We start from the raw sequence: 25,055 nt of genomic DNA, 5'->3' as shown, positions 1-25,055 counted from the left end.
TATTTATTCAGTGCGCTTTCACTAAATGAGCTGCTCAATAACCTGTAACTCCCTAGGCTTAATATAAAAAGGGCATCCATCGATGCCCTTTTCTTTTACTTAAGGAGATGCCCTAGCACTTAGGACCACTTGGGTATAAAACCGTTATGCGTTAAGCTGCATTCTATTCATCCAATAGGTAAAGAACGGAACACAGTGATGGAACAAGTAGGAGAGCGTGCGTTGATTGTCGAAGGTGGTGCGATGCGAGGTGTATTTTCTTGCGGCATACTCGATCATTTTCTCGCTAACGATTTCTCTCCATTTGATAGCTTTTGGGGCGTATCGGCGGGCGCAAGTAACTTGGCGGCGTATTTAGCTAAAATGCCCGGGCGCAACTTAAAAATCTATCTTGATTACAGTTTAAGGAAAGAATTCATCTCACCATCTCAGATTCTACGTGGCGGCGATATGATGAACTTAGATTGGATGTGGAACGTCACTCTCGAAGAGCTTGGCATCGACAAGTCCGCACTAAAAGCGGATTCGAGACCTTTCTTGTTAGGCGTAACACGTCAAGACAATGGCCAAGCCGAGTACCATACTCCTAATGTCGACGAGCTCGCAGAAACAATGAAAGCCAGCAGCGCACTTCCCGTACTTTACCGAAATGGTGTCTTACTGAACGGTACCCGATACGTTGATGGTGGGGTTTCTGATGCACTTCCTGTCGCAGAAGCAATAAAGCGAGGAGCCAAAAAGATTATGGTTTTACGCAGTCAACCCTCCAGCTATCAAAAGCCGAAAGGAAAGTTCAGCGCACTAACCAAACGGATGTTGAAAGAAACGCCAGGATTAATTGAGCCGATGTTGACGCGTGAAGTTCGCTACAATCAAACTTTAGCACTGATCGACAATCCACCATCGGGAGTCGAAATCATCCAAGTTTGTCCTCCTGAATCATTTAAATTAAAACGATTGAGTCGCTCGCCAGCACCATTGCGTCAAGCTTATGAGTTAGGTATTGAAGCAGGAAAAGAAGCCATCATGCGATGGAATCAGAAGTAGAAAAAAGCCACGTGGATTAGACGTGGCTAACGCAAATTCGATGGCAGTGGATTATCGTATTTGCTTCTGGTCGAGCCCAATGGTCAGGCTCAAAACTGTTGATAACTGCGCTACTCACAGAAAAGGGAGTTAGGATGTTGATGCTAGTAGGTTTCAAACAATCCTGAATTGTAATCTTGGATTGCTTGTTCTATTTCTTCCATGCTATTCATTACAAAAGGGCCATAGTGAACCACTGGTTCATTGATTGGTTCGCCAATAAAAATCAGAGCACCACTCTCCTTTTCGGCTTGTAATTCAACCCATTCACCTTTCGATAGAATCGCCATTTCGCCTTGATTGATCTCACGATCTTTTAACTGAATACGACCTTTATAAACGTAGAGCATCATGTTGTGGTCTTGCTCCGTGGTCAAATTCAAAGCGTGACCAACCATCGCTCTCCAATCGGCCACCGTGGCAGCAACACCTGTTTCTGTTAGAGGCCCCTGAATACGTTCGTTGTCTATAGTCAGATGACCAGCAATCAAGCGAACAACACCCGAGCTTTGAGTTTCGAATTCCGTTATCGTTTCAGGTTGAAAGTCATGATATTGAGCCGGTGCCATCTTATTTTTCGCAGGCTGGTTTATCCAAATTTGGAAACCATGCAATTCACCTTCCTGCATAATAGGCATCTCACTATGGATGACACCTCTTCCTGCCGCCATCCATTGAGCGCCACCAGAACGAAGCTCACCAACATTATCCATGTGGTCACGATGCTGGAAATGACCTTTCAACATATAAGTAAGCGTCTCGATGCCGCGATGCGGATGAGGAGGAAAGCCACCAACATAATCAGCACGGTCGTCAGACTTAAGTTCATCCATCATCAAAAATGGAGAAAAACTCGCATTATTAAACCCTGCTACTCGACGAATTTTCACTCCGTCACCATCAGCAGTGGGTTGTGATTGAATAAGCTGACGAATTTCTCTGAATGTGCTCATACTATTTCTCCTCGTTTACCTTTGTGGCCGCTTGCAAACCGCATGTTCAGCCATGGCTATCGATATGGTTCTATTTTAGATTGAAGAAAAATAATCATGAGCCTTGCTATTTGAGCTACTTATTCAAATTTTTCGAACAGCACACTTATCCAAGCTGTCGACATATATTTAAAAATAAGTGTAGCTATTTCCTAAACAAGGTGTATAGTAGGCCTTGGCTCTTAGAAGAGAGCTGTTAATGCAACATTTAGTTTAAGTTTCCTCTCAGTAAAATCTTGAATCCCCCAATTCAGACACCTGCGTACAACTTCCTCTTGATTGAACATTCAATAGCTTAGAAAAGATCCACAAAACAAATTCAAATTTTAATGTTTAATTCAAAGGTATTTTTATGTCTAAAGTAAACGGCTCAGTAAAATGGTTTAACGAAACTAAAGGCTTTGGCTTCCTATCTCAAGACAACGGTGGTCAAGATGTATTCGTACACTTCAACGCTATCGTTTCTGACGGTTTCAAAACACTGACTGAAGGTCAGAAAGTAAGCTTCAACGTAGAGCAAGGTAAAAAAGGTCCTCAAGCGACTGAAGTAACTCCTCTATAAGACTGCTTTTCTTGGTGTAGCATGCCCATGCTGCACCAAATCTCTCTCCTTCAAAAATATTCTCACTTTAATCACTCAGCTTAATATCAGGCATTGCTTTGTGCTACCTAAAATAAATAGGATAGTACTGCTTAATTTATTATTTATAGGAAAAATCATGTCCTCAAAAAGAACCGGCCGTCAAAGGCATTGGTATCAATTACTTAACAAAGACAAAATCACTAAGAAACAGGAGAATAAATGTTAGAAATTGAATTTAATCTAGAACAACCTCACACCTCTTGGAACGCTAAAATACATCAATTAAATGGTGATATTTTACGAAGGCACGTATTACCTAAGCTTCATTCTCATAGCTACATGATCGATTTTGAATATTGTGAGAAAACGCAATCTGGAACTATTCTCTGTGATTCAGGTTCAAAGTTAGGAAGTTTTACTGTTAACTAATTCAGTTTTCATGCATTAATGAATGATGCAACTAATTTGGAAGGTATCCAATGGCTAGAAAAAGTAAGAAGCAAGCAGAAAAAGACAAGAAAGAGTCTGAGCAAAACGCGGCGGCGGTAAAACAAAAAACGCGACGCCGTATAGAAGACATTATGGAACAAAGAGAATTTGACAAGTTATTTGATCTATAAGCTACCCTTGACTCTCTCAATGCTTTCTCTGCTCCATCGTTGTGCAAGGTACCGCCACCTACCTTTGCTCAAACGAAGCCTCACTCTTTTTCCTCACTTATAACAACACGATAAGCCTCGTTCACGCTTAAAAGCCAATTTGCTCCTCTATACCCAAGTGACTTATACGGTTGCCAGTTACTTTTCTTAGAAAAACCCTTCGACTACTGACAACTAGGTTATTTGCGTATAGCCAAATTGAGAATTTTGCGTATAATCGCCTCGTTTGCTTCGTATAACCCCAATGATATGGTTTGGGGGTCTCTACCAGTTCCCGCAAAGTGCTGATTACGAAGAGTTGAGATCATCGTGGGTCTTACTCTTTGTGATAGCGTTCGATTTATTCTTATCTATACCTATTCTTAGAGTAACTGCATCCACAATACACATAAGGTGGAATATGAACGCATTTATTCAAGGTCTTCCAAAAGTAGAGCTGCACTTACATATCGAAGGTTCACTTGAGCCAGAACTTCTCTTCAAGTTAGCACAACGAAACGACATCGACATTCCTTACTCTTCTCCGAGTGAACTACGCAGCGCGTATCAGTTCGAAGACTTACAGTCATTCCTTGACCTTTATTACCAAGGGGCGGATGTTTTGCGTACAGAGCAAGACTTTTACGATCTCACTTGGGAATACTTACTGCACTGTAAAGCGGATAACGTTATTCATACCGAAATCTTTTTTGACCCACAAACGCATACAGAGCGCGGTATTGACTTTGACACCGTTATCCACGGGATCGCCCGCGCACTACAAGATGGGCACGAGAAGCTCGGCATTACTTCACAAATCATTGCGTGTTTCCTCCGTCACCTTTCAGAAGAAAGCGCTATGGAGACTCTGCAAGCCGTTCTGAAACACCGTGATAAGATCATCGGTGTCGGTCTAGATTCTTCAGAACAAGGCCATCCACCAGCTAAGTTCAAACGAGTATTTAAAAAAGCGGTAGAAGCAGGCTTACTGACTGTTGCTCACGCAGGTGAAGAAGGCCCCGCACAAAACATTACCGATGCAATTGAAATGCTTCACGTCAGCCGCGTGGATCATGGTGTTCGCTGTGTTGACGATGAAGCATTAGTCGAGTCGTTAATTGAAAGCAAAATGCCACTGACGGTATGTCCATTATCGAACCTTAAATTGTGTGTATTTGACGATATGAACGATCACAATATTGTCGAGCTACTGCGCAAAGGTGTCGCTGTGACGATTAATTCGGACGATCCGGTATACTTTGGTGGTTACATGACAGATAACTTTTTAGCCGTCAACAACGCACACCCAATGAGTAAGAATGAACTAGCTCAATTCACAATGAATGCGATTGATGCTAGCTTCATCGATAATGAGTTGAAAGCGAAGTATCGCCATCTCGTTAGTCAATACGTAAGTCAGCATGAAGCGTTGTAATAAATCCATCAGTGCTACATCTTGGGTCAAACACTTAGGTGCTAAAACCTTACAAAAGCTCTGTGGTTAACCGCATTTATAAGCGCTAGACTGAGAAAGCTAAACTAGCACACAAAAAGGAATAAAATCATGATTCAACAAGGCCAAGCTCTACCAGTTGCGACTCTAAGCGAATTGACTGCCGATGGTATGGTTAACCACGACGTTACTGAGCTGTTTGCAAACAAGAAAGTCGTACTCTTCGCTGTACCTGGCGCATTCACCCCAACGTGCTCGGAAGCTCACCTACCAGGCTATGTGGTATTAGCCGACGAGTTGAAGGCAAAAGGTGTTGATTTAATAGCTTGTGTTTCTGTAAACGATGCATTTGTGATGCAAGCTTGGGGCGAAGCTCAAAACGCTTCAGAAATCCTGATGTTGGGTGATGGCGACGCAAGCTTTACTAAAGCATTGGGTCTTGAAATGGATACCGGCGGCTTTGGTGGTATTCGCTCACAACGCTACGCCATGATCATTGAAAACGGCATTGTGACCAAACTTAACGTTGAAGAACCAAAAGAGTTTGAAGCGAGCAAAGCAGAAACGATTTTAGCGGCGCTTTAAGCTTACCCTTAGATACAAAAAACGGAAGCCATTGCTTCCGTTTTTTGTTGGCTAACGCATTCTCACAACACTCGTTTGTTGCTTACGCTGCATTTCCGCAAAAGTCAGCACAAATGGGGATGACTGCTTTACGCGGCTCGGCAGTGAAGAAAGCGCATTGTAGGCATCCTGTTTCGTTTTAAAATCACCAACAGTTACCGTATACCAACGCGTGCCTCGGCTGTTTTTCCAGTTAACCCAAACCGGATGCTTAGGATCGATATAACGAATGTAATCTTTCACATCTTTTTCTTGCTTTAGCGCGAGTACCTGCATCGTGTAATGGTTTGGGTTTAAATAACCATACGCATCCTGAGAGGTCATTACTCCAACACATTGGCCACTATCGACCTGCTGCTGGTAAGGCATAGCGCAGCCCATGAGCGATAAAATCAATGTCAAAGATAAAATCTTGTGCACGTGTCACTCCATTTTTGTTCTAGTTTCTTTTCTCTCGCACTCAAAAACACAAAAACGCTTCTAATTAGGCGAAAATAGACCCATACGAGAAGGTTCGATGTTTTAGCGCAACGAGTATTCCAAAAAAGTAAGGCGACCACGTTGGCCGCCTTAGTAAATTGATTTAATAGAACAATAACAAGATAGAGTGATAATGGCAGAAGTTAGCTGTTTTTTAGAGCCAACTCGCGACCAATTGCTTAAACCAGTCTAAAATTCGCTTGAATAAGCTGCCTTCTTCCACCGATTCCAACGCTACAAGTTCGGCTTCATTCACAACTTTACCTTCGACTTTGTAAAGCACTTTACCAACCACTTGTTGCTCAGAAATTGGCGCTACCAAATCGCCATTATATTCAACTTCAGCTTGTAGCTTTTTCACATCCCCTTTTGGTAAAGTGAGATAAACGTCATTGGCAACGCCTACTTTAAGCTCGTCTTGTTCGCCCATCCAAACTCGAGCGTTCGCAACTTCCGTTCCTGCCTCGGTTGGCATTACCGTATCGTAAAAGCGGAAGCCATAACTTAGCAGTTGTTTGCTTTCGGATTCACGGATATTCTCACTTTTCGCTCCCATTACAACAGCAATCAAACGCATATCACCTTGAGTCGCTGAAGTCGCTAGACTATAACCAGCACCGCTCGTATAACCAGTTTTCATGCCATCAACATTCATACTGCGATCACGAAGCAAGCCATTGCGGTTATATTGCGTAATGCCGTTGTAGGTAAACGAGGTTTCGCTATACAGTGGGTAGATGTCAGGTAAGTCACGAATAATAGCTTGACCCAACTTGGCAATGTCATAAGGTGTTGAATATAAACCGTCACTGTCTAGACCATGAGGGTTGGTGAAAGCCGTGTTATTTAATTCAAGCTTAGCAGCCCAACTATTCATCAAGCTTACAAACCCTGACTCACTACCTGCGACATGTTCAGCAATGGCCACACTAGCATCATTACCTGATTGAACAACCAGGCCACGGTATAAGTCAGATAAAGAAACGGAAGTATTGACTTCAATAAACATCTTTGAGGAATCTGGGAAGTTTTTTGCCCAAGCATTTCGGCTAATGACGACCTCATCATCCAAAGTAATATTACCTGCGTTAATTTCTTGACCAGCCACATAAGCCGTCATTAACTTCGTTAAGCTCGCAGGATTTAGCCGTTTATGTGCATCACGTTCAACCAGCACTTTCCCAGTGTGAAAGTCCATCAAAACATAGCCACGAGAACTGAGTTCCGGTGCATTTGGCACAACCGTTGGTGCTGCATAAGCCAACGAAGATACAGCAGCGAACCCTGTAATTAACACTGTGTTTAATATAGTACTTTTTCTCATCATGACATCTTATCTTAGTAGCATTTAAGGCTTACAAACGGTACCCGAATGAATTCAAAGCGCAGGGTTACCTAGGTAAAGAGCGAGTATATTGAAACGGCGCTCAGTTACAGCCACCTTGTTACGATTAGTTACTTTTACTCAATGTTTGTCGAGAATAATGAGAGGCAGGTAGAGCTTTCGTCTAGAAAGATGAGACAAGAGGCGAGAAATCATGCCGTTATGCTATGTAATTAGTGTTCAGAGAAAAAACCGTACAAGCCAGATCTAAAACTAAGCTTGTACGGGAAAAGATAGCTAAAAATTTTATCACTATCTAACTAGGGGCAACTAAGAAAATCTACAATTCAATTAATAATCTGAACTAATCATTTACTAACCAATGCTTCATCTCGGTCATAACAACATAATAATTTATTGTCAGAATTTCAGATAAAAATAAAAATTTAATTTATATATAACCTAAATATTATCTATTACTAGACAGGAGAAAAGTATAATTTCCCTTTCTTAAAACTAAGGGAGGCTTTTTTCGATGCCTTTGAGTTTGTATCGTCATCAGTAAACTGAGTGTAACAATGAGGGATAAGGCATCCGGCTTTAGCGCGAAAAGATAAGCCACTGTTATTTAAGTTCACTCTCTGCTTTTTTATCACTAAAGACTTTAAATTTCGGTTACCTTCAGTTTGTATAGCAATTCTTTCACGTACCCCAACCCAGTACGACTCAAACGACGACATTATACATATCCTCTTTCATGGTATAAGCAGTTGTAATTAAACATTGCTCAAAGCTAGATGTAGAATTCAGTAAATTATTTAAATTTTATTTATCTATAAATTTTGATTTAAATAGATTAACCCGCACATTCCACACAAAATAAAAGGTTATGTCAAAGATTAATTATCATTAAGTTTATTTATATTAGATATAAAATTAAGTTATAAATTTAAGGTTATCTAAAGTATAAATTTTCAAAATGTCATCAGCTAATAGTTAATAGAAATGCAGAGGGCTTGTTGAGTATGAAAACGACAAATAGAAGCAAAGAACCATCTATAGATTGAATAATCTTCAACGGGGTTACAATTCAAATAAAAGTAGCGCATCTAGTAAGATGCGCTATGGATTTGATCAGTTTTGGAGTATGAGTTCGGATGAAAACAAACTTACTTGAAGTGACTGAGCCAAGTTTGCTTATGGTTTAAGCTTCAATACCTTATCAATATCTTCTGCGCTGTGACGTTCAGGTAACTGCTCCCACTCTTCTCCCCATGAGCGATTCACAATACGACCACGCTGGACAGCTTCTCGCTCATCAATCGCTTTCGCCCAACGCACAACGTTTTTATAGCTTTCTACGTCTAAGAATTCAGCCGCATCGTAAGCACGACCCAGTACAAGGTTGCCGTACCATGGCCATGTTGCGATATCAGCGATACTGTAATCATCGCCACCTAGGAATTCATTGTTCGCAAGACGCTTGTCTAATACATCTAACTGACGTTTTGCTTCCATTGTAAAACGGTTGATTGGGTACTCGAACTTCTCTGGTGCGTACGCGTAGAAGTGACCAAAACCACCGCCTAGGTATGGCGCAGAACCTTGCAGCCAGAATAACCAGTTCATTACCTCAGCACGCTTAGCGCCTTCTTTTGGTAAGAAATGATCAAACTTCTCTGCTAGATAAAACAAGATGTTGCCAGATTCAAACACGTTCACTGGCTCAGAACCCGAACGGTCAACCAATGCCGGAATTTTAGAGTTTGGGTTAACAGCTACAAAGCCAGAACCAAACTGGTCGCCGTCACCAATCTTGATCAGGTATGCATCATATTCTGCTTCTTTTACGCCTGCCGCCAGAAGCTCTTCAAACATGATCGTTACTTTCTGGCCGTTTGGAGTCCCCATGGAATAAAGTTGGAATGGGTGTTCCCCAACAGGCAATTCTTGCTCATGACGAGCGCCTGAGTCCGGACGGTTAATGCTCGCCCACTGGCCACCGTTTTCGTTATCGTTTGTCCAAACTTTTGGTGGAATGTATTCGTTAGCCATTGTTATCCCTTATTGTGTTTGAATGCATTATCAAACTGGCAAACTCAGTGCGCCAGCAAGCATGATGAAGTAACCCACCGCATTCGATAAATGGGCATACCCAAGATATTAGGCCGGAATCTTCAAATAAAAGTCCTGACCTTTCACTTAATTAGAACCTTTGGTTATGGGATTTTCTTTCACGCTATAAGGAAAAACGTTGTGTTAATGTGAGTTAGGTTCGAGATGCTAACAATAATGAGTAAGCCCAACTCGGCGGCGCATCTCTGTTTGGTGATTTAGAACAACCGCTTAACTTTACAGTCACTAAGAGCGAAGTAGTGTTAGATACTTTGATTCAGAAGACTTACGTACGTGAAAGATAGTTAGGTTAGATCGTTAAAAAGAAAAACGCCTTTCACTGAGTCAATGAAGGGCGTTTTAATATCTTTGTAATCGAAACCGTTACTTAGCTGATTCAAACAAACCAGTGATGCCTTTCAAAGGGAAAAGCCTTGCTTGCTCCAACCTTCTCAACGTTACCTTACTAAGGTCATCAATAAAGAAACGACTGGTCATCGTGTGTTTGCCACCATTAATAAAAATCTCGATGACAGAATTGTCGATATATATCTCAATCGTCTGCTTAGCGTCCAATCTTGGTGCTTTTCGAATGCTACCAAATTCTTCTGCGTACAAGTGCGACATGTGACGACGATCCAGCATAAACTCGTGCTCTGTCGCACTAAAGACGATGTTGTCACCTTTGAGGTTACTCAGCTCAAGTTCAAAACCATCACCCACAAGGTCTAATTGGATCAAACAACTTGTGCTTTCCAGTGTATGGGATTGTGCAAAGACCACCTCTTCTTTTCTTAAACTCTCCAGCTCAGGGAGTGGAGTTTGAACAAGAAAACCATCTTTCAACGTTAGTTCTCTAGGAAGAGACAACATTCCTGCCCACTGGTGTGTGACCGATGGTGTGTCGATTTCTGGCAACCCTATCCATGCAATAAGAATGCGACGCCCACTCTCATCTAAATAGGTTTGGGGGGCGTAGAAATCAAACCCATAATCTGGCTGTAAAATATCTTGGTGGTTTTCTAAAGTCATCGACTCCAGGTTCAACTGATCACCCACGATATACGCGACAGAATAGATGTTTTTGAAATCATAAGGATTACTACTGCTCACACCCTGTGGAGAAAACAGCATCACCGATTGACCATTAATCTCAAAGAAATCAGGACACTCCCACATGTACCCAAGGTCAGAAAAATTGGTCTTGATAGGACCTTTATGCTGCCACGTTTTCAAATCTTTGCTTTGATAAAGCGCCATTGAGCCATGCTCAGTTTTGGTTTGAGCACCCACCACCATCAAATAGTCGTCGCCTTTCTTCCAAACTTTTGGATCACGAAAGTGCTCCGTGTAATGTTCGTTCTCAATGACCACACCGTGCTTTTCAATGTTGCCGTCTGAATCCATGGTGGCAAAACACTGTGTTGGGGTTCGATTCCAGTTTTGGTCACGCTTGTTGCCAGTAAAAAACAGCAAAGCCTTGTTGTTTTCCACCAAAGCGCCGCCCGAATAGACACCATGTGAGTCGTAGTCTTGGTCAGGATGAAGACCAACACCATGATCAGTAAAATGGATGAAGTCTTTAGTAGAAAGGTGATACCAATACTTCATTCCATGAACCGGTCCCACAGGCGTCCACTGGTAAAAGATGTGGTGCTCACCATTGAAATAGCACAACCCATTTGGATCATTTAACAGCCCAAATTTAGGGGCGATATGAAAACTAGGAAAGCCTTTATCTTGCTGACGTAAAAGTGTCATTTCTTCGATATCACACTGAGGGATTTGCTCAAGTCGGCGATATCTTTGCTCTACAGTCCAACGGTTGTTTAAGCTCATAATTTTTCTCAACTGAAATTGGATCTGAAGATCATTGCCCAATAAATTGCAGCAATTCTGTCTGGGTCGGAAGCGCGGTCATTGCGCCTTTTTGCGTCGTCGCCAATGCACCACAGCCATTTGCCCATTGAATCGCAGAGCTAACAACAGGATGATTTTTCCAATCGTCATGTTGAGACAGACATGCCAGTAACCCTCCGACAAAAGCATCACCCGCACCTGTGGTATCAATCGGACTAACGACTTGACCTGTGATCAGCTCACTCTGACTTTCAAAGACGCGCCAAACGCCTTTCGCACCTTGTGTCACCAAGACCAAAGCAATATTCATAGCGGCTATTTGTTGTAAACCTTGCGTCATCGATGTTGAGTCAGTTAAGAACAAAAGCTCTTCTTCAGAGAACTTAACCACATCAGCCATCGCTACAGCCTTCATCACGACAGCTTGGATTTCTGATTGATCTTGCCACACTTCATCACGCAAGTTAGGGTCAAAGCTAATGAAACCACCAGCGGCTTTTGCTCTTTTGATCGCCTCAAACGTGCTGCTTCTACTTGGCTCATTTGCCAGTGAAATCGAGCAGACATGCAGCCAGTCACCTTGCTTAAAGTTTGGGATGTCTTCAACAGACATAAACTGATCTGCGCTCGGTTTCACCATAAATGTAAAGCTGCGTTCACCTTGTTCGTCTAAACCCACCACCACTGTTGATGTTCTTTGCTCAGGGTCTTTAACGAGAAACTCCGTGCTCACGCCCTCTTGATCGAGCGTTGATTGCATGAAGCGACCAAATGGGTCATCACCCACACGTCCAAAAAACGCACTCTTACCAGATAGACGAGCAATTGCTACGGCGACATTCGCTGGTGCACCTCCGGGACATTTGAGTAAAGAAGTCTCAGATTCCGGTATTAGATCGACAACAGCATCACCAGTTACCCACACTTGATTCATCTTGCTTACCTTAAAATTAAAGCCCTAATAGTCCAACGTGTTGAACACATTCACTACCAAGTAAAAATTGAAAAAGGCTAGCCAAACCATGAGTGCTTGGCTAGCACCCCAAACATTTAGGAAAAGAAGTGGATTTTGGGGGACTCCACCCTTAAGGAGTTCAGATTAAGCCGCTGCTTTTTTACCGACTTTAGCGCGGTCACGCATACCAAGAACAATGGTGAGAACAAATGCGGTCAAGAACGCGATCACCATACCCGCGATGTAGTACCCAATCTTATCTGGCGTGATGGAAATGATGCCTGGAAGACCTGCTGCACCCAATGCCTGAGCTTTCACATTAAACATTGTAATGAACGCGCTCGATAACGCCGCAGCGCAAACTGCCGCAATAAATGGGTAACGTAGTTTTAAGTTAACACCAAACATGGCTGGTTCTGTAATACCCAGCAAACCCGTAACACCAGATGGAATCGCAATACCTTTCATCTTCTTATCTTTGCTCATCACGCCCACCGCCAACGCTGCCGCTCCTTGAGAAACGTTAGACATCGCCGCAATAGGAAAGATAAAGGTGCCGCCCGTCGTCGCAATATCCGCAAGAAGTTGCGTTTCAATCGCAATGAAGCTGTGATGCATACCAGTAATAACAAACGGAGCATAAATAAGACCAAATACCGCACCACCAACAAAGCCAGCTGTGTTGTATAGCCAGTTCAGACCATCACCCAATAGGAAACCGATATCACGCGTGAACGGACCGACGACAGTAAACGTCAGCAAACCCGCTATGAAAATCGCCAGTAATGGCGTTAAAAGGTTGTCTAAAACAGAAGGTATGACTTTACGTAAGCCTAGCTCAACCTTCGCAAGAATGAATGCCGATACCAAAACCGGTAACACTGAACCTTGGTAACCCACTTTTTGGATTTCAAAACCAAGAATATTCCAAACCGGAATGTTGCCAGACACAGATGCGCCGCCGAATCCCCAACCATTCAGCAAGTCAGGGTGAACCATCAACATACCTAGCGCTGCCCCTAAATATGGGTTGCCGCCAAACTTCTTGCTGGCTGAAAATGCCAACAGGATAGGCAGGTAAACAAACGGCGCGTTTGCAAACGTGTTGATCATGTTCGCCAAGTCAGTCAGTCCTGGGTTGGCCTCAATCAAGGATTTACCATCAATAAACAAGCCTTGGGCAGTCAGTAGGTTGTAAATACCCATCAACAAACCGCCAGCGACGATTGCTGGAATGATTGGGACGAAAATATCAGACAGCCCCTTCACTGCGCGCTGAACGATGTTTTGTTTCTCTGCGCCAGCAGACGCAACGTCGTTGGTGGACATTTCACTCATACCCGTCAACTTCGCCATTTCTGCATAAACTTGGTTTACGATGCCTGATCCAAAAATGATTTGGTACTGACCCGCAACTTTGAACTGCCCTTTTACCCCTTCAAGGTTATCAATCGCTTGTTCATCTATTTTTTGCTCATCTGCAACGGCAAGGCGTAAGCGTGTCGCACAATGCGCAAGTGCGGTGATGTTGCTTTTACCACCTAATAGAGTTAACAACTCTTTTGCTACTGCCGGATAATTCATTTCATACCCCATTGGATTATTATCTGAGCTTGCGAAATTTTCGGGAACGTTTGCAAAACAGATTTTTGCTCAATAAAACCAAATGATCAAAGATAAAGCAGAGAGAATGTGAGAATGATCGTCAAATTCTCTCCCTAAGAGCAGTATAGGAGGTTAGAATCGCTACTTATCAAAGAGCTTTTCATCTTCTCTTTGCAAACAATCCCAAAAACGAAAAACAGAATGGATAGGAACAATGGCGAGTCTGCATGATGTCGCCCGTCTGGCTGGCGTATCAAAATCAACAGTGTCACGGGTTATAAACAATGAGTATGGCGTAAAAGAAGCGACAAAACAGAAGGTCCGCCAAGCAGTAGCGGAGTGTGGCTATGTGCCGAACCAAGTCGCTAAAGATCTAAAATCTCAAAAGACCAATCTGGTTGGTGTCATTGTTCCTCGGGTTTCCTCTCATGCCACATCCCAAGGTGTCGATGGATTAACCGATGTCCTTGAAAAAGCCGGGAAACATGTCTTACTTGCTAGCACTCACCAAGCCCACGAAAAAGAACTGGAATACATTCAGATCTTTAACCAAAAACGGGTTGAAGGGATCATTCTTTACGCCACCCACCTCGATTCCAAGCTGGTAAAAGCAATTCAAAACTCAGCGGTCCCAGTTGTGCTCGTCGGTCAAGATGGTTCCATGTTTAATATTCCAAGCATCATTCATGATGACGCACGAGTAGGGTTTGAAGCGGGAAATAGACTGGTTGCAAAAGGTTGCCAAACCATGGGCTTTATTGGCGTACAAGGTGACGATATCGCGGTAGATAAGCAACGCTCTGAAGGATTTGTTCAAGCGCTGCAACACCATGGTTTTGAGCTCGCCTTCCATGCTCGTGGTGACTTTACCATCGACTCTGGCTATGCATTGGCAAAACAACACTTAACAGAGAACCGTAAGATAGATGGCTTGTTCTGTGCGACAGACCGTATTGCTATCGGTGCGATGAGAGCGATTCAAGAGCTCGGGTTAACACCGGGTAAAGACGTTTTAGTGCTAGGAGTTGGTGATGATGAGCTCGCATCAGTGTGCACCCCAACCTTATCAACATTTAACTATGCATTTGATAAAGCAGGGGAAAATGGTGCGAAACTATTACTAGATAGAATTGCCAACAGAAGTTTTGAAATGAGTAAGATGGTACTAACCTTCAAAACAATTGAGCGTCAGTCCTGTTAATGAAAAAGCGCCAACTGAAATCAGTTGGCGCTTTTCTTATTACTCTTTGTCGGTTAGATCCCTTTAGAACCAAGTTTCCATTTGCAGTGCAAACAGAACTTCACCACCATCACCCATCGTTGCAGCGCCCGCATCCTGGCTAATCGAGTAGCCATTCAAGTCTTCGCTCCAATCAACGTAGCTAACAGCAAAACGTAGCTCCGGACGGTCAAAGAAACCTGCTGCGGTAGACATCTTAAGCGTTGGTGCAATTGTCGCTTTGTAAAAACTGCCACTTGCTTTATCAATCGCATTGTCTAGGTCCATGTATTGGTATGAGCCTTCATAAACCATCTCAAAGTTTTGTGTAAACTCTTGCGCTAAGCGGATGTTGAACGATGCCCAAGTAAATTCATCATTTTTAGCAAAGCGATCTTGGCTATGTTCTGCTAGCAACGCAGGTGCTACACGCCAGTTGTCGCCGATGCGTGTTACACCATAACTGAACAAACGTACGGCTTTTGCGTCTTCTAGCAAATCACCGTTTGAACCAATGCCTTTAAGTTCTGCACCCAGTCCATCACCCATCAAAATACCAGTTTTAGAGAAGCCTTCACTCATGCCAAAGAAGTTATCGCCATGGTAAGCAAACATCGCATGTAAACCTTTGTCCGCTGCTCCTTCTACGCGATCATTGTTATCAGCTGACGTCATGCCGCTCAGCATCAATTGCCAATTACCAAAGCGGTTGTTCATTGTCGCGATATAGTTTTCAACATCAGTTGACGAGCTATCAATCTCACCAAAATCACGACCATAGATCGAGAAGTTTGCTTTCCACGAATCGCTCATTTGGACGTCATACACGCCAGCACCAGTACCAGATAGGAAAACGATATCCGAGTCAAAGAAGTGAATGTCAAAGTTATCACGGTCAAATCGTTTACCTGCCCAAAACGTTGCGTCAGCAAACGCACTTGATTCAGAGAACATGCTCAACTTGTTTAGCTCAGCATATACCTGACGAACGTTTAATTGACTCTCACTCGCCGTCCATTCGTTATTGGTTTCCGTACTATCTGCCAACATGATTCGGAACAAAGCGCTGGAGCCATCATCTGCAAAACGTTTGTGAATAAGGTTTGCTTCCACATAATGATCATCCTCAACCCCTAATCGTCCAATTGGCGCGCCGATAGCACCAGCAGCCGTCATGTAAGGACCAGTACCCACTGCACCATTCAGATCATCATTAATGAGCAGCCCGGAACGAGCGTAGCCATGAAACTCAAAGCTTGAGGCTTTCTCATTTGCTTCTATGGATACTTTTTCTGTCTGTTCAAGTCTCTGTTCTAATTCATTAATTCGCTTTTCAAGAGCGTCAACATCTGTTGCTGCGAATGCAGGTGCAGTAACCAGCCCAAGCGCTACTGCCATCGTCAAAGTGTGTAGTTTCATTTCCATAGTCTCACGTAAATTTATACTTAGGTTGCTTGCAAACGTTCCCAATAAAAATTGCAAACTTATGGTGACTTTAAATGTCCATCTAAAGCCTGAATTTCAGAGCGCTCAGATACAGAGCGTCTCTACCACTTTTGTCAATGGGGCGATAATATATAAAATTTTCGGGAACGTTACCGCAAGGAAGCGAATTTGTTACTTCTATCACGTTCAATTGTGTTACTTACATAAAAATCATTAACCAGCGCACAGTTAAATTATTCGTTCTAGCGGAATTAGTTTGAAGATATCAGGTTGTGAATGGGAATTTGATGTTCGCTTGAGGGAATGATAATCACTCACTTCCCCAATCTACTTGGTGACGACGCACCCACTACATCTTAGAAATGAATCTCGACTTAACAGTTCCTCTCGGGCTTTCTCAGCTTCTCATTTTCATTACGCTTATTAAAACCGCGCTAATTAGTGTATTCGATATAGTCGCCTGTGAAAAGCGGATCCCCGTCCTCTTTGATACTAGAGATAAAGACTGCTTTGCAATCCTGACGCCTCGATTGCATGATTTCATATTCTACTGTTACTAAAGAAAAGATAGAACTAGCAAGAAATGCAACTTCTAATGTGGCTCTACTGTGAAAAACCACGAGCCGATTAACTCACTAACATTAGCTTAAGTATTGCAAATCTCTAATAGTAGTGGCTGAATTCATTCACCCCATTGGTCAACTACTAAAACGGATCCAGCAAATCTTCATCAAACTTAAGTCCTTCTAGTCCATGCTCTTCGCACAAAAGCTTGAAAGATTCTGTAGCATAGAGCACTGTACAGCCTTGTAAGCGAGATTTGAATACATAGCGTGGTTCGATATCCTCTTCATCAAACTCAATGGTTTCCAGACCATCTTCAAAACCATCGGTATACTTCTTAAGGCACATAGACTCATCTTCAGCGCCAAAACTAAGGCAATTAAAAGCATATATGGTTTCGTCACCAACGTTTATGGGCAAGAACTCTCCCTCAGACGCTAGTACCGATCCTAGCTTATCGCATGCACCTGCAGTTAGCGCTAGATATGTGCTATACCATGTTGATATGTCCGGCATCGTAGAGTTTTTTCCTAAAACATCCTCAAAATCGCCAACCACACCATCTTTCCAAATTGGTAGTAAAGGCTCATTAGTAGAGGGCTGTAGTCGGAGTTGCCTTACTAGCTTTTTATTACCAAGCTGATTAGCAAGATTCATAATATCCAGAGTTAGAGTTTTAAACTCCTCAGGGCGTTGCTTTAACTGGTAGATTTTCATGATTGACCGCTCCAGCTAGTGTCTTTCTTTTCAATAATTTTCTGCGGATATCCACCATGCAGAAGTTTGTGCTTTACTCTTTGTAAGCGACTAATCATTGCCTGCTCAGGCAGCATTGGAGAACTAAACGTATTCACAATCCATGATTCATAGTTATACCGATGTATCTCTCGATGAGCAGGTGCTTCACTGCCTGCCCAGTGCCCTTTGTGCTTTTTTATAGCGAGGTAGCCAAGCGCCATTCAACGGGTCATTGATTCCAATACCGTGAGCATGAAGAGCTAATCGTGTCACAACAAGTCTAACCTGCTGAAACCGCCCTTTACCCGGAATGATATGATGTGGGTCATGGATGCTACTCGGCTTAGGTTCACCAACTGCAGTGAGATTACGAGCCAGCACACGAGTCGGATGATGAGCCTCCTCGAACAACTCATCTTCATCTTTCAACTTGTTTTCAGCACGGTATGTTTCAAGATCCTGCTGTAGCATCACCTGAGCAGTGATCTTTTTTCGCTCATGCTGAAGGTGTGCCCAATCCTTTTCCAAAGCATCAATACGCTGCTTGCAAGCTTCTTTAGATTCATTGTTAGGCGCAACACTATTCTTTTTGTCGTGATATTCAGCGGCCTGACATTCGTAGCGATAAATAGCCAACTCTAATGCAGATGGGTTGCTAGGTCGAATAGGCCTTGGCTTTGGCGTATACTTCACAATTCCTTCCTTGTATGTTTGGTTAATTAGGTGTGACTGGCACAACAGCTTTAATAAGAGCTGTAAGCTACCAGAAAACAAGTGGCTACAAAACACTCAATACAATCAGTTTCTTCGCTAATAAAAGTAAGCAATTATACCTTTCATTACGTACTATTGACTGGTTCCACTGAATCATTTAGGAGCAAAAAATACCAGCAGCTCAATTAACGTTCCCCAAACAGAAACGCCCTTCACATCAGTAAAGGGCGTTTGTTATTTGAGGTTTTGATTAGCGAGTTATAACACCAACCCACCATCAATCTTGAGCACTTGTCCGGTTATAAACGCACTTTTATCAGACGCTAGAAACGCAACGCCATTCGCAATGTCTTGCGCCGAGCCCATGCGTCCCAGAGGCGTTTTACTTTCCATCATTTGAATGACTTTTTCAGGCAAGCTCTTTGTCATGTCGGTAGCGATAAAACCTGGAGCAACACAGTTGACTCGGATTTGAGCGCCTTTTCTTGCTAACTCTTTCGCCCAGCCTTTGCTCATCGCTATCACGCCACCTTTACTCGCGCCATAATTACTTTGACCAATATTGCCATCCGTTCCCACGATAGACGAAATACTGACAATACTGCCTGCGCCTTGCTCTAGCATGACAGGTGCAACGCGCTGGGTGAGTAAAAACACCGCTTTTAGGTTCACGTCGATAACGCTGTCCCAGTCTTGCTCTAACATGTCTGGCAGCAGTGCATCTCTCGTTATCCCGGCGTTGTTGACCAAAACATCAATGCGTTGATGTTTCGCGACGATGCGGTCGACCACTTCACTTACCGCTGCGGCCTCACAGAGATTCTCTTGATAACTTGAAAGGTTTGGCGACTGACTCCACTCCACAGGCGAGATATCTAGCCCCACGACGTGAAATCCATCTTCGAGTAATTGTTCGCAAATGGCCTGCCCTATACCGCGAGCAGCCCCTGTAACGACGGCGACTTTTTCGTCTTTCATCTTGGTCTTCCTTAAATGTTGAGAGTACAAATCTTGCTTGCTCCTAAGCGCTTATCGTTATGTGGCTTTGTGCTTCTCATACGCAAAGGAGTTTATTTAGATAATGAAACTATAGGAATATTCTGGAAGTAGGGTGTGAATGAATCAAGACAACTTGATGATGTTTCAGCCCGTATTATCCTAGAATCAAGATAGAAATACGACGGAGAGCCCTAAGCCTTTGAAGAAAAAAGCACCAACAATGCCAGTGGTGCTTTTGAGTAAATGCCGTGTTAATGCTTTGCCTCTAACAAGACGAGCCTTTTGAACGGTGGGAGCAGGTTAAATATCACTCCGATGATAAACAACGTAATAACAATCGTCGCGCCGCTCGGTAAATCATACTTTGCAGAAGCTGCTATCCCCAGCAGAATACCAATTGTTCCAATACCTAAACTGGTGATTAAAAAACGTCTACCTTTAAGGCTTGCGGCACATAAAGCCGGAATCACAAGCAAGGCAAACTCCAAGTAAATCCCTGTCAGTTTGACGGTGATAGGCATCAAAATAGCGAAGATGAGGTAAAAACCGCTACCATGCATAAACTCCGGTTTCAGCGTTAGCAGCAATAACATTGCCCCCGTAATTGCAGCCAAAGGCCAAACATCTTGCCATGTTGACCACAGTAGCTGACCATTCAAGATCCCTTGAATAAAATCTGCACCGTGTGGGTCTTTGCTAACCAGTAATACTGCCAATGAAGCGGACACAACAAACAAGCTGCCGATCATCGGTTCTAGGTGAGGATGTTTACGCTTTTCAAGCGCAGCAATAACACCACAAAGCACCAAAGACATCATCCAAGGACCAAGCATGCTGCCAAGCCATGATTCGGATATCCAAGGAGAACCAGCATACCAAGAAGAAGAGTTCAGCCAATAGTGACTTAGCGCTGCTCCCAATGCTGCGACCTGAGCAACCGCCAAATCTATAAAGATGATCTGACGATTAAGAACTTGTTGCCCCAGAACGATGTTGCCAACTAACGCAATTAAGCCACACAAAACCGCTGGCGCTAACCAAAGGTATTCACCCATAATTAAAATTTCACTGAACTGGGTGATACCAACGTGGCGAGCAGATCAGTAATCACTTCATCATAGAGCTCATCTAAGCTTTGCTGTTTTGAGACCGTCAAAGGTAACTGCGCTACAGGCTTATCCGTTTGTTGCTTTAACCACATAGCCGGACGTTGATCTTGATGAGATGAAAACACAATAGCGTCAAACTGTTTGGCATCCAATTGAGTTAAAGATTGCAGATGCGACGTCGTTGGCGATATCCCCGGTTTCGGTTCAAGATCCGCGACTTGAACCATACCTAGCCAATCAAATAGGTATCGGTAAGTGGAGTGATATCCAACGACCCGTTTCCCCTGTAATGGTTGAGCTTTTTGTTCCCATTCATTGAGCTTTTTTTGCCACTTCGCGCGAAACTTCATACCATTAACTTGGTAACTTTGTGCGTTGTCGGGATCAATCGCTTTTAAGCGCTCCGTTACTTTGCGAGACAACGGAATCATGTCATTTGCCGCAAACTGAACATGTGGATTTCCGTGCGCATGAATGTCCCCCATGCTGCGGTCAACATGATCATGAGAGTCCAACATACGCACGAAATCGGTCGCATAAATCATGCTTTGAGCACCATTTTGAACAGCACTATTGCCACTTCTATTTTGAAGCATCGGCAACCAACCTACCTCCAACTCAGCGCCAGAGCACATCGCCATGTCAGCTTGGCGCATCTTGGCAATTAAAGACGGACGAGCTTGAACATAATGCGGATCTTGCTTAGCCGTGGTTGCTGAGTAAATGGTGGCGTTTGGGGCATGACTTTCAAGAAAAGCTTTCCATTCAGGCTCACAAACGAAAATGTTGAGAGCCAAAGCAGGCGAAGAGATGATGGCAGATCCCGCCGCCATCATCACTAAACTGCATTTACTTATCGCAAGTTTAGAACGCATGTGCACCGTGCGCTCCAAATGTCATCACGTATTGCAGAGTAAACACGTTGTCTGTTTCGCTGTCTTGGTTATCAATGCGAGTGTATTGCGCACGGATCGTACCGAAATGAGAAGAATCCCATGCGATCATCGCATCCATCTCTTTATCATTCAGTGCTGTGAAATGCATATGATCGCCGTGTGCGTGGCCATCATAGCTTTCTGCTTCGCCGTAACGTAGGCCTGCAGACCAGCTTGGGTTGAAGCGATAAACGCCCGAAACATAGTATGCGCTTAAGTTGTCTGGTGACTCTGCATCGTTCTTGTATTTGCTGTCTACTACACCGTCTAACAACATGTATTCCGCAGATAGCGTGAAGTTGCTGTACTTGTAGTTACCATCTGGTGCCCACTTCCACACAAAATCTGCGCCGTATAGGTTCGCACCCGTTACAGCCGCAGCGTGGCTGTGGTCATGTTCTTCTTCGTGACCATGGTCGTGATCTTCGAATTCTTTAACTTTGCCATTTTCGTTACGCAGGTAACTTAAACCAAACTGCCAACTTGAAGATTCAGAGAAATCATTACCAAGCTTCATCGTTGTCGTGTAAACACCAACTTTAGAGCCATCTTCAACAGAAGACATCTTGTTGCCGCTTAATGCTTCTACACCAAACTTCACGTAAAGATCGGTTGGCAGAACGATGTTTGCGCGTACACCGTCATCATAGTAATGCGAACCAAGGAAAGTACGGTAAGCAATTGGGCGTTCAACGAAACTGTCAGTGTGCATGTGTTGATTGTTGAGGTAACCGAAGTCAGATAGGAATCGGCCTGCGCGCACGTTTACACCGTATGGCAATGCCAAAGTTTCGATGAATGCTTCTTCAAGCTCTAATTCTGTCTCATCGCCATGACTTTCAAGAACAGCGGTCAACGCACCGTGAAACTTATCGTCAATATTTGATGATAAGTTCAATTCCGTATGGCCTAGGCCAAAGCCTTCTTCGCGCTCAGAATTATGACGTTGACCATCTTGGTAGTAGCCATCAACAACAACACCAATCTGTGGGTTCGATAATGTATCGGCAAAAACAGGGGACGCAAAAATGCTACCGATCGCGAGAGAAACCAATTTCTTATTCACTACTTCTTTCCTTTTGTTATGTTATAACATTTAATTTTGCAATGTTATAACATAACAATTATCATTACACAAGCAGAAATTTAACTTGGTTCCGACAGCTAGCTCGTATTCAATCCCTGATTTTGACTATCAACAAGTGAATCAATTGATGTTTTTTATACGTATACTATTGAGAGTCAATCATTAGATAAGTAATGGAATTTCAGTATGTTGAATATGGATTTCTCGAAAAGAATCGTGATAGAAACAGGTGAACAGGAGTGGATCGCCAGCCCTTCCAAAGGCGTGTGGCGTAAACCTTTGGAAAGAGAAGCCAAAGAATCAGGGCACACCACCAGCGTAGTGAAGTATGAGCCAAACTCGCACTTTTCGACTCATCCTCATCCTCACGGAGAAGAAATATTAGTGCTCGAAGGAGTGTTCTCTGACGAACATGGTGACTACCCTGCTGGAACCTACTTGCGTAACCCTCCTGGAAGTCAACATGCGCCCTATAGCAAAGAAGGCTGTGTGATTTTAGTTAAACTAAATCAATTCAATTCTGATGATCTTGAAACAGTTCGCATCAACACGAACGAAGCGAATTGGTTACCTGGCATCGGTGGGCTGAAAGTCATGCCATTGCATGATTTTGAGCATGAACATGTCGCATTGGTTAAATGGCCGAAAGGCGAGAAGTTTCAACCACACCGTCACTTTGGTGGTGAAGAAATTTTTGTGTTATCGGGAGAGTTTAAAGACGAGCTAGGAACCTATCCTCCCTACTCTTGGATACGCAGTCCACATATGAGTGAGCACTTTCCTTTTGTAGAGCAAGAAACGATCATTTGGGTAAAAACAGGCCACCTGCCACTCCAAGCTCCCGCTCAGCAATCCTAATGTTGGCATACTTGGCATCGTCCCTTGAAACTAAAATCGGCTCGTAGATTACGAGCCGATGATCATTGCGTCGTTAAGAGCCCATAATTCTCGAGTGGAGCCAATCTTTGAGCTCAGCTCGATTATGTTTTAACACGTTCATTTCGTGATCATCAATCGGGCTTCCTTGCAGTTCTAGTACGCGGATTTCCTTATCTAAAGCATTGTAGTTTTTAACGGTTTCAGCAAATGATGCATCGTTTTCGGCAAGCTGAGTAATGGTATCCAAATGTTCTGGGAATTCATGAGTTAATGAGTGATTTTCACCTAACATAGAGACCTCTTGGCTAGAGTTATTGATGTATATCTCCGCTCATTTTTTGAGCGACACATTCTTAACCATAGCACTTCATTGAGCACAATATCGTCGATTTGAGCACACTTTTACTGAACGTCTTAATGATGGTTCGTCACTGTTTTCGACCCGGTAACTCCGCTCGTTGTTATTCTGTATTTTGTCAATAATAAGCTACATTTAATACACTTCTCATAAAAAGGTACATCTAATGAACAGCATGAAAATTGGCCTAATCAGTGCATCAATAGCCGTTGCACTTATTGGCTGTAATTCAGACAGTGACTCTGTCAGTACAATGACTCCTGTTACTTTGTCCGTATCAGATGCCCCTATTGATGACGTATCAGAAGTGGTGATCACATATAACCAAGTTGCATTTCTTCCTCTTGATGGTGGCACACCACAAGTATTCGATGTGTATAAAACAGACGAAGAAGGCAATTTGGTCGACGAAGATGGTAACCCCCTTCCCGATGGTGAAGATCCACTCCCCCTAAGTGTTAACTTACTCAACTTCCAAGGCAGTGACGCACAAGAATTGGTGGATGATGAACTGATACCAACTGGTAATTATAAACTCTGCGTGTTTGCTAATGATGGCGATCATCCAAACTACCCATCGTATGTGATTGACGAAGCGACAGGAAATCAAATCCCACTGACCGTCAAAGGTGATGGTGCTTGCCCACAAGGTGTCGGAAAGGATCCTGACTCTGGAGTACTGTTCTTTAACAACACCTTTTCAGTCAACCCTGACAATAATGAGTTCGTAGTTGAATTTGATCTGCGCCGTGGCTTAAAAGACGGAACAGGCCAAAACGAAGGCTACAGCATTCAACGCACCTCCGTCACTTTAATTAACACGGTTACAACGGGGGAGATTCAGGGTGATGTCGCAACATTGACCTATCAAAGCTGCGAAACGGATACCCCAAGTGCAAATGGATATTCGCACGCGGTCTACTTATATCAAGGAAATATCGCCGAAGAAAACATGGGGCCATTTGCCGGCGCAGAAGGCCAAGCAATGCCAATCGCAGCAGCGAACGTGGTTCAAGACGTTGATGATGCAAATTACGAGTACGAATTCGGTTTTGTAGAACCTGGTACTTACTCGGTCGGTTATACCTGTACGGCAAATGACGACTCTGAAGAAGGTATTGTCGCTGGCGAAACTTTCAGCATTTATCAATCAACTAGCGGACTTAACGTATCCGTTGGTACTAATACAGACGCAAACTTTTAAGATCCCCTAGAAATGGCAGAGTCAGCACAAGCTCTGCCTTTTCTTCATGGCGTTCTTGGTCAGCTCTTTGCTCACCACAAATCGACTC

24 protein-coding genes, 1 pseudogene and 1 riboswitch are annotated in these 25,055 nt (G+C 43.3%); of the genes and pseudogenes, 10 read left to right on the top strand and 15 right to left on the bottom strand.

Translation table 11 applies throughout. From position 1 onward, the window contains the following. The first annotated feature begins 198 nt into the window (after positions 1-198). Positions 199-1,047: a patatin family protein gene (locus NL645_RS00790; RefSeq protein ID WP_253650985.1), complete on the top strand. Its 849-nt coding sequence runs from the start codon at positions 199-201 to the stop codon at positions 1,045-1,047. A gap of 143 nt (positions 1,048-1,190) precedes the next feature. Here the strand turns inward: NL645_RS00790 and NL645_RS00785 are convergent, their stop codons facing one another. Further along, entirely contained in the window at positions 1,191-2,039 is an 849-nt protein-coding gene (locus NL645_RS00785; protein WP_253650984.1) for a pirin family protein, read from the bottom strand. A gap of 391 nt (positions 2,040-2,430) precedes the next feature. On the opposite strand from NL645_RS00785, the gene NL645_RS00780 reads away from it, so the two are divergent. From NL645_RS00780 to NL645_RS00760, 5 genes are all read left to right on the top strand, one after another. Beyond that, positions 2,431-2,640 carry a cold-shock protein gene (locus tag NL645_RS00780; protein ID WP_005396336.1) on the top strand — a complete coding sequence of 70 codons (210 nt, stop codon included), beginning with the start codon at positions 2,431-2,433 and terminating at the stop codon, positions 2,638-2,640. A 240-nt stretch (positions 2,641-2,880) separates the two neighbouring features. Beyond that, entirely contained in the window at positions 2,881-3,090 is a 210-nt protein-coding gene (locus NL645_RS00775; protein ID WP_053807947.1) for a hypothetical protein, read from the top strand. Positions 3,091-3,140: 50 nt separating this feature from the next. Beyond that, complete coding sequence (locus NL645_RS00770) at positions 3,141-3,281, top strand: PA3496 family putative envelope integrity protein (protein ID WP_005396335.1); 141 nt, start codon at positions 3,141-3,143, stop codon at positions 3,279-3,281. Positions 3,282-3,531: 250 nt separating this feature from the next. Continuing rightward, a riboswitch (purine riboswitch) is annotated at positions 3,532-3,631 on the top strand. Between the two features lie 89 nt (positions 3,632-3,720). After that, a complete protein-coding gene (locus NL645_RS00765) occupies positions 3,721-4,734 on the top strand; it encodes an adenosine deaminase (RefSeq protein WP_253650983.1) in 1,014 nt (337 codons plus the stop codon). 129 nt (positions 4,735-4,863) lie between these two features. Continuing rightward, positions 4,864-5,337, top strand: coding sequence for a peroxiredoxin (locus NL645_RS00760; RefSeq protein ID WP_005396331.1), 474 nt, complete (start codon positions 4,864-4,866; stop codon positions 5,335-5,337). A gap of 51 nt (positions 5,338-5,388) precedes the next feature. On the opposite strand, the gene NL645_RS00755 is transcribed toward NL645_RS00760, so the two are convergent. The 3 genes from NL645_RS00755 to yghU form a co-directional block, all read right to left on the bottom strand. Beyond that, the gene (locus tag NL645_RS00755) at positions 5,389-5,796 is read right to left on the bottom strand and encodes an SPOR domain-containing protein (RefSeq protein ID WP_006741205.1); all 408 of its coding nucleotides are present in this window, start codon (positions 5,794-5,796) and stop codon (positions 5,389-5,391) included. Between the two features lie 214 nt (positions 5,797-6,010). Next, a complete protein-coding gene (locus NL645_RS00750; protein WP_170901895.1) occupies positions 6,011-7,180 on the bottom strand; it encodes a D-alanyl-D-alanine carboxypeptidase family protein in 1,170 nt (389 codons plus the stop codon). A 1,197-nt stretch (positions 7,181-8,377) separates the two neighbouring features. Further along, positions 8,378-9,235 (bottom strand): glutathione-dependent disulfide-bond oxidoreductase, encoded by an 858-nt coding sequence (gene yghU / locus NL645_RS00745; protein WP_253650982.1) that lies wholly within the window; start codon positions 9,233-9,235, stop codon positions 8,378-8,380. Positions 9,236-9,489: 254 nt separating this feature from the next. Between yghU and NL645_RS23175 the strand changes: the two are divergent. After that, positions 9,490-9,600, top strand: a pseudogene (locus NL645_RS23175) (dihydrofolate reductase); the annotation flags it as partial. 79 nt (positions 9,601-9,679) lie between these two features. Here NL645_RS23175 and NL645_RS00740 read toward each other — a convergent pair. The 3 genes from NL645_RS00740 to NL645_RS00730 form a co-directional block, all read right to left on the bottom strand. Further along, positions 9,680-11,134, bottom strand: a complete 1,455-nt coding sequence (locus NL645_RS00740; protein ID WP_253650981.1) for a sucrose-6-phosphate hydrolase — start codon at positions 11,132-11,134, stop codon at positions 9,680-9,682. 31 nt (positions 11,135-11,165) lie between these two features. Beyond that, complete coding sequence (locus NL645_RS00735; RefSeq protein ID WP_253650980.1) at positions 11,166-12,089, bottom strand: aminoimidazole riboside kinase; 924 nt, start codon at positions 12,087-12,089, stop codon at positions 11,166-11,168. A gap of 165 nt (positions 12,090-12,254) precedes the next feature. Further along, the gene (locus tag NL645_RS00730) at positions 12,255-13,694 is read right to left on the bottom strand and encodes a sucrose-specific PTS transporter subunit IIBC (protein WP_104973469.1); all 1,440 of its coding nucleotides are present in this window, start codon (positions 13,692-13,694) and stop codon (positions 12,255-12,257) included. 235 nt (positions 13,695-13,929) lie between these two features. Here NL645_RS00730 and NL645_RS00725 point away from each other — a divergent pair, with 235 nt between their 5' ends. Beyond that, positions 13,930-14,916, top strand: a complete 987-nt coding sequence (locus NL645_RS00725; RefSeq protein WP_046875843.1) for a LacI family DNA-binding transcriptional regulator — start codon at positions 13,930-13,932, stop codon at positions 14,914-14,916. A gap of 63 nt (positions 14,917-14,979) precedes the next feature. Here NL645_RS00725 and NL645_RS00720 read toward each other — a convergent pair whose 3' ends face one another. The 7 genes from NL645_RS00720 to NL645_RS00690 all read right to left on the bottom strand — a co-directional run bounded on the left by NL645_RS00720 (position 14,980) and on the right by NL645_RS00690 (position 22,505). Further along, positions 14,980-16,353, bottom strand: coding sequence for a carbohydrate porin (locus tag NL645_RS00720; protein WP_046875842.1), 1,374 nt, complete (start codon positions 16,351-16,353; stop codon positions 14,980-14,982). A gap of 732 nt (positions 16,354-17,085) precedes the next feature. After that, complete coding sequence (locus tag NL645_RS00715; RefSeq protein ID WP_046875841.1) at positions 17,086-17,661, bottom strand: hypothetical protein; 576 nt, start codon at positions 17,659-17,661, stop codon at positions 17,086-17,088. A gap of 186 nt (positions 17,662-17,847) precedes the next feature. Then, positions 17,848-18,375 (bottom strand): AHH domain-containing protein, encoded by a 528-nt coding sequence (locus NL645_RS23170; protein WP_253650979.1) that lies wholly within the window; start codon positions 18,373-18,375, stop codon positions 17,848-17,850. 279 nt (positions 18,376-18,654) lie between these two features. Next, positions 18,655-19,374 (bottom strand): beta-ketoacyl-ACP reductase, encoded by a 720-nt coding sequence (locus tag NL645_RS00705; protein WP_253650978.1) that lies wholly within the window; start codon positions 19,372-19,374, stop codon positions 18,655-18,657. Between the two features lie 272 nt (positions 19,375-19,646). Beyond that, positions 19,647-20,450 (bottom strand): metal ABC transporter permease, encoded by an 804-nt coding sequence (locus tag NL645_RS00700; RefSeq protein ID WP_253650977.1) that lies wholly within the window; start codon positions 20,448-20,450, stop codon positions 19,647-19,649. Positions 20,451-20,452: 2 nt separating this feature from the next. Continuing rightward, positions 20,453-21,379 (bottom strand): zinc ABC transporter substrate-binding protein, encoded by a 927-nt coding sequence (locus tag NL645_RS00695; RefSeq protein ID WP_253644515.1) that lies wholly within the window; start codon positions 21,377-21,379, stop codon positions 20,453-20,455. Next, positions 21,369-22,505, bottom strand: coding sequence for a hypothetical protein (locus tag NL645_RS00690; RefSeq protein ID WP_047008076.1), 1,137 nt, complete (start codon positions 22,503-22,505; stop codon positions 21,369-21,371). The genes NL645_RS00695 and NL645_RS00690 overlap by 11 nt, the downstream gene beginning before the upstream one ends. 207 nt (positions 22,506-22,712) lie before the next feature. Here NL645_RS00690 and NL645_RS00685 point away from each other — a divergent pair, with 207 nt between their 5' ends. Continuing rightward, positions 22,713-23,384 carry a cupin domain-containing protein gene (locus tag NL645_RS00685; protein WP_253650976.1) on the top strand — a complete coding sequence of 224 codons (672 nt, stop codon included), beginning with the start codon at positions 22,713-22,715 and terminating at the stop codon, positions 23,382-23,384. Between the two features lie 73 nt (positions 23,385-23,457). Here NL645_RS00685 and NL645_RS00680 read toward each other — a convergent pair whose 3' ends face one another. Then, positions 23,458-23,697, bottom strand: coding sequence for a YdcH family protein (locus tag NL645_RS00680; protein WP_005392770.1), 240 nt, complete (start codon positions 23,695-23,697; stop codon positions 23,458-23,460). A 232-nt stretch (positions 23,698-23,929) separates the two neighbouring features. Here NL645_RS00680 and NL645_RS00675 point away from each other — a divergent pair, with 232 nt between their 5' ends. Next, positions 23,930-24,967, top strand: a complete 1,038-nt coding sequence (locus NL645_RS00675; protein ID WP_253650975.1) for a DUF4382 domain-containing protein — start codon at positions 23,930-23,932, stop codon at positions 24,965-24,967. Positions 24,968-25,055: the final 88 nt, after the last annotated feature.

This window comes from Vibrio sp. Y51_MX_L26, from assembly GCF_024181935.1.
GTDB lineage: Bacteria > Pseudomonadota > Gammaproteobacteria > Enterobacterales > Vibrionaceae > Vibrio > Vibrio diabolicus.
The sequence above is the reverse complement of the archived record's forward strand: the minus strand, read 5'-3'. Positions and strand labels throughout refer to the sequence as shown.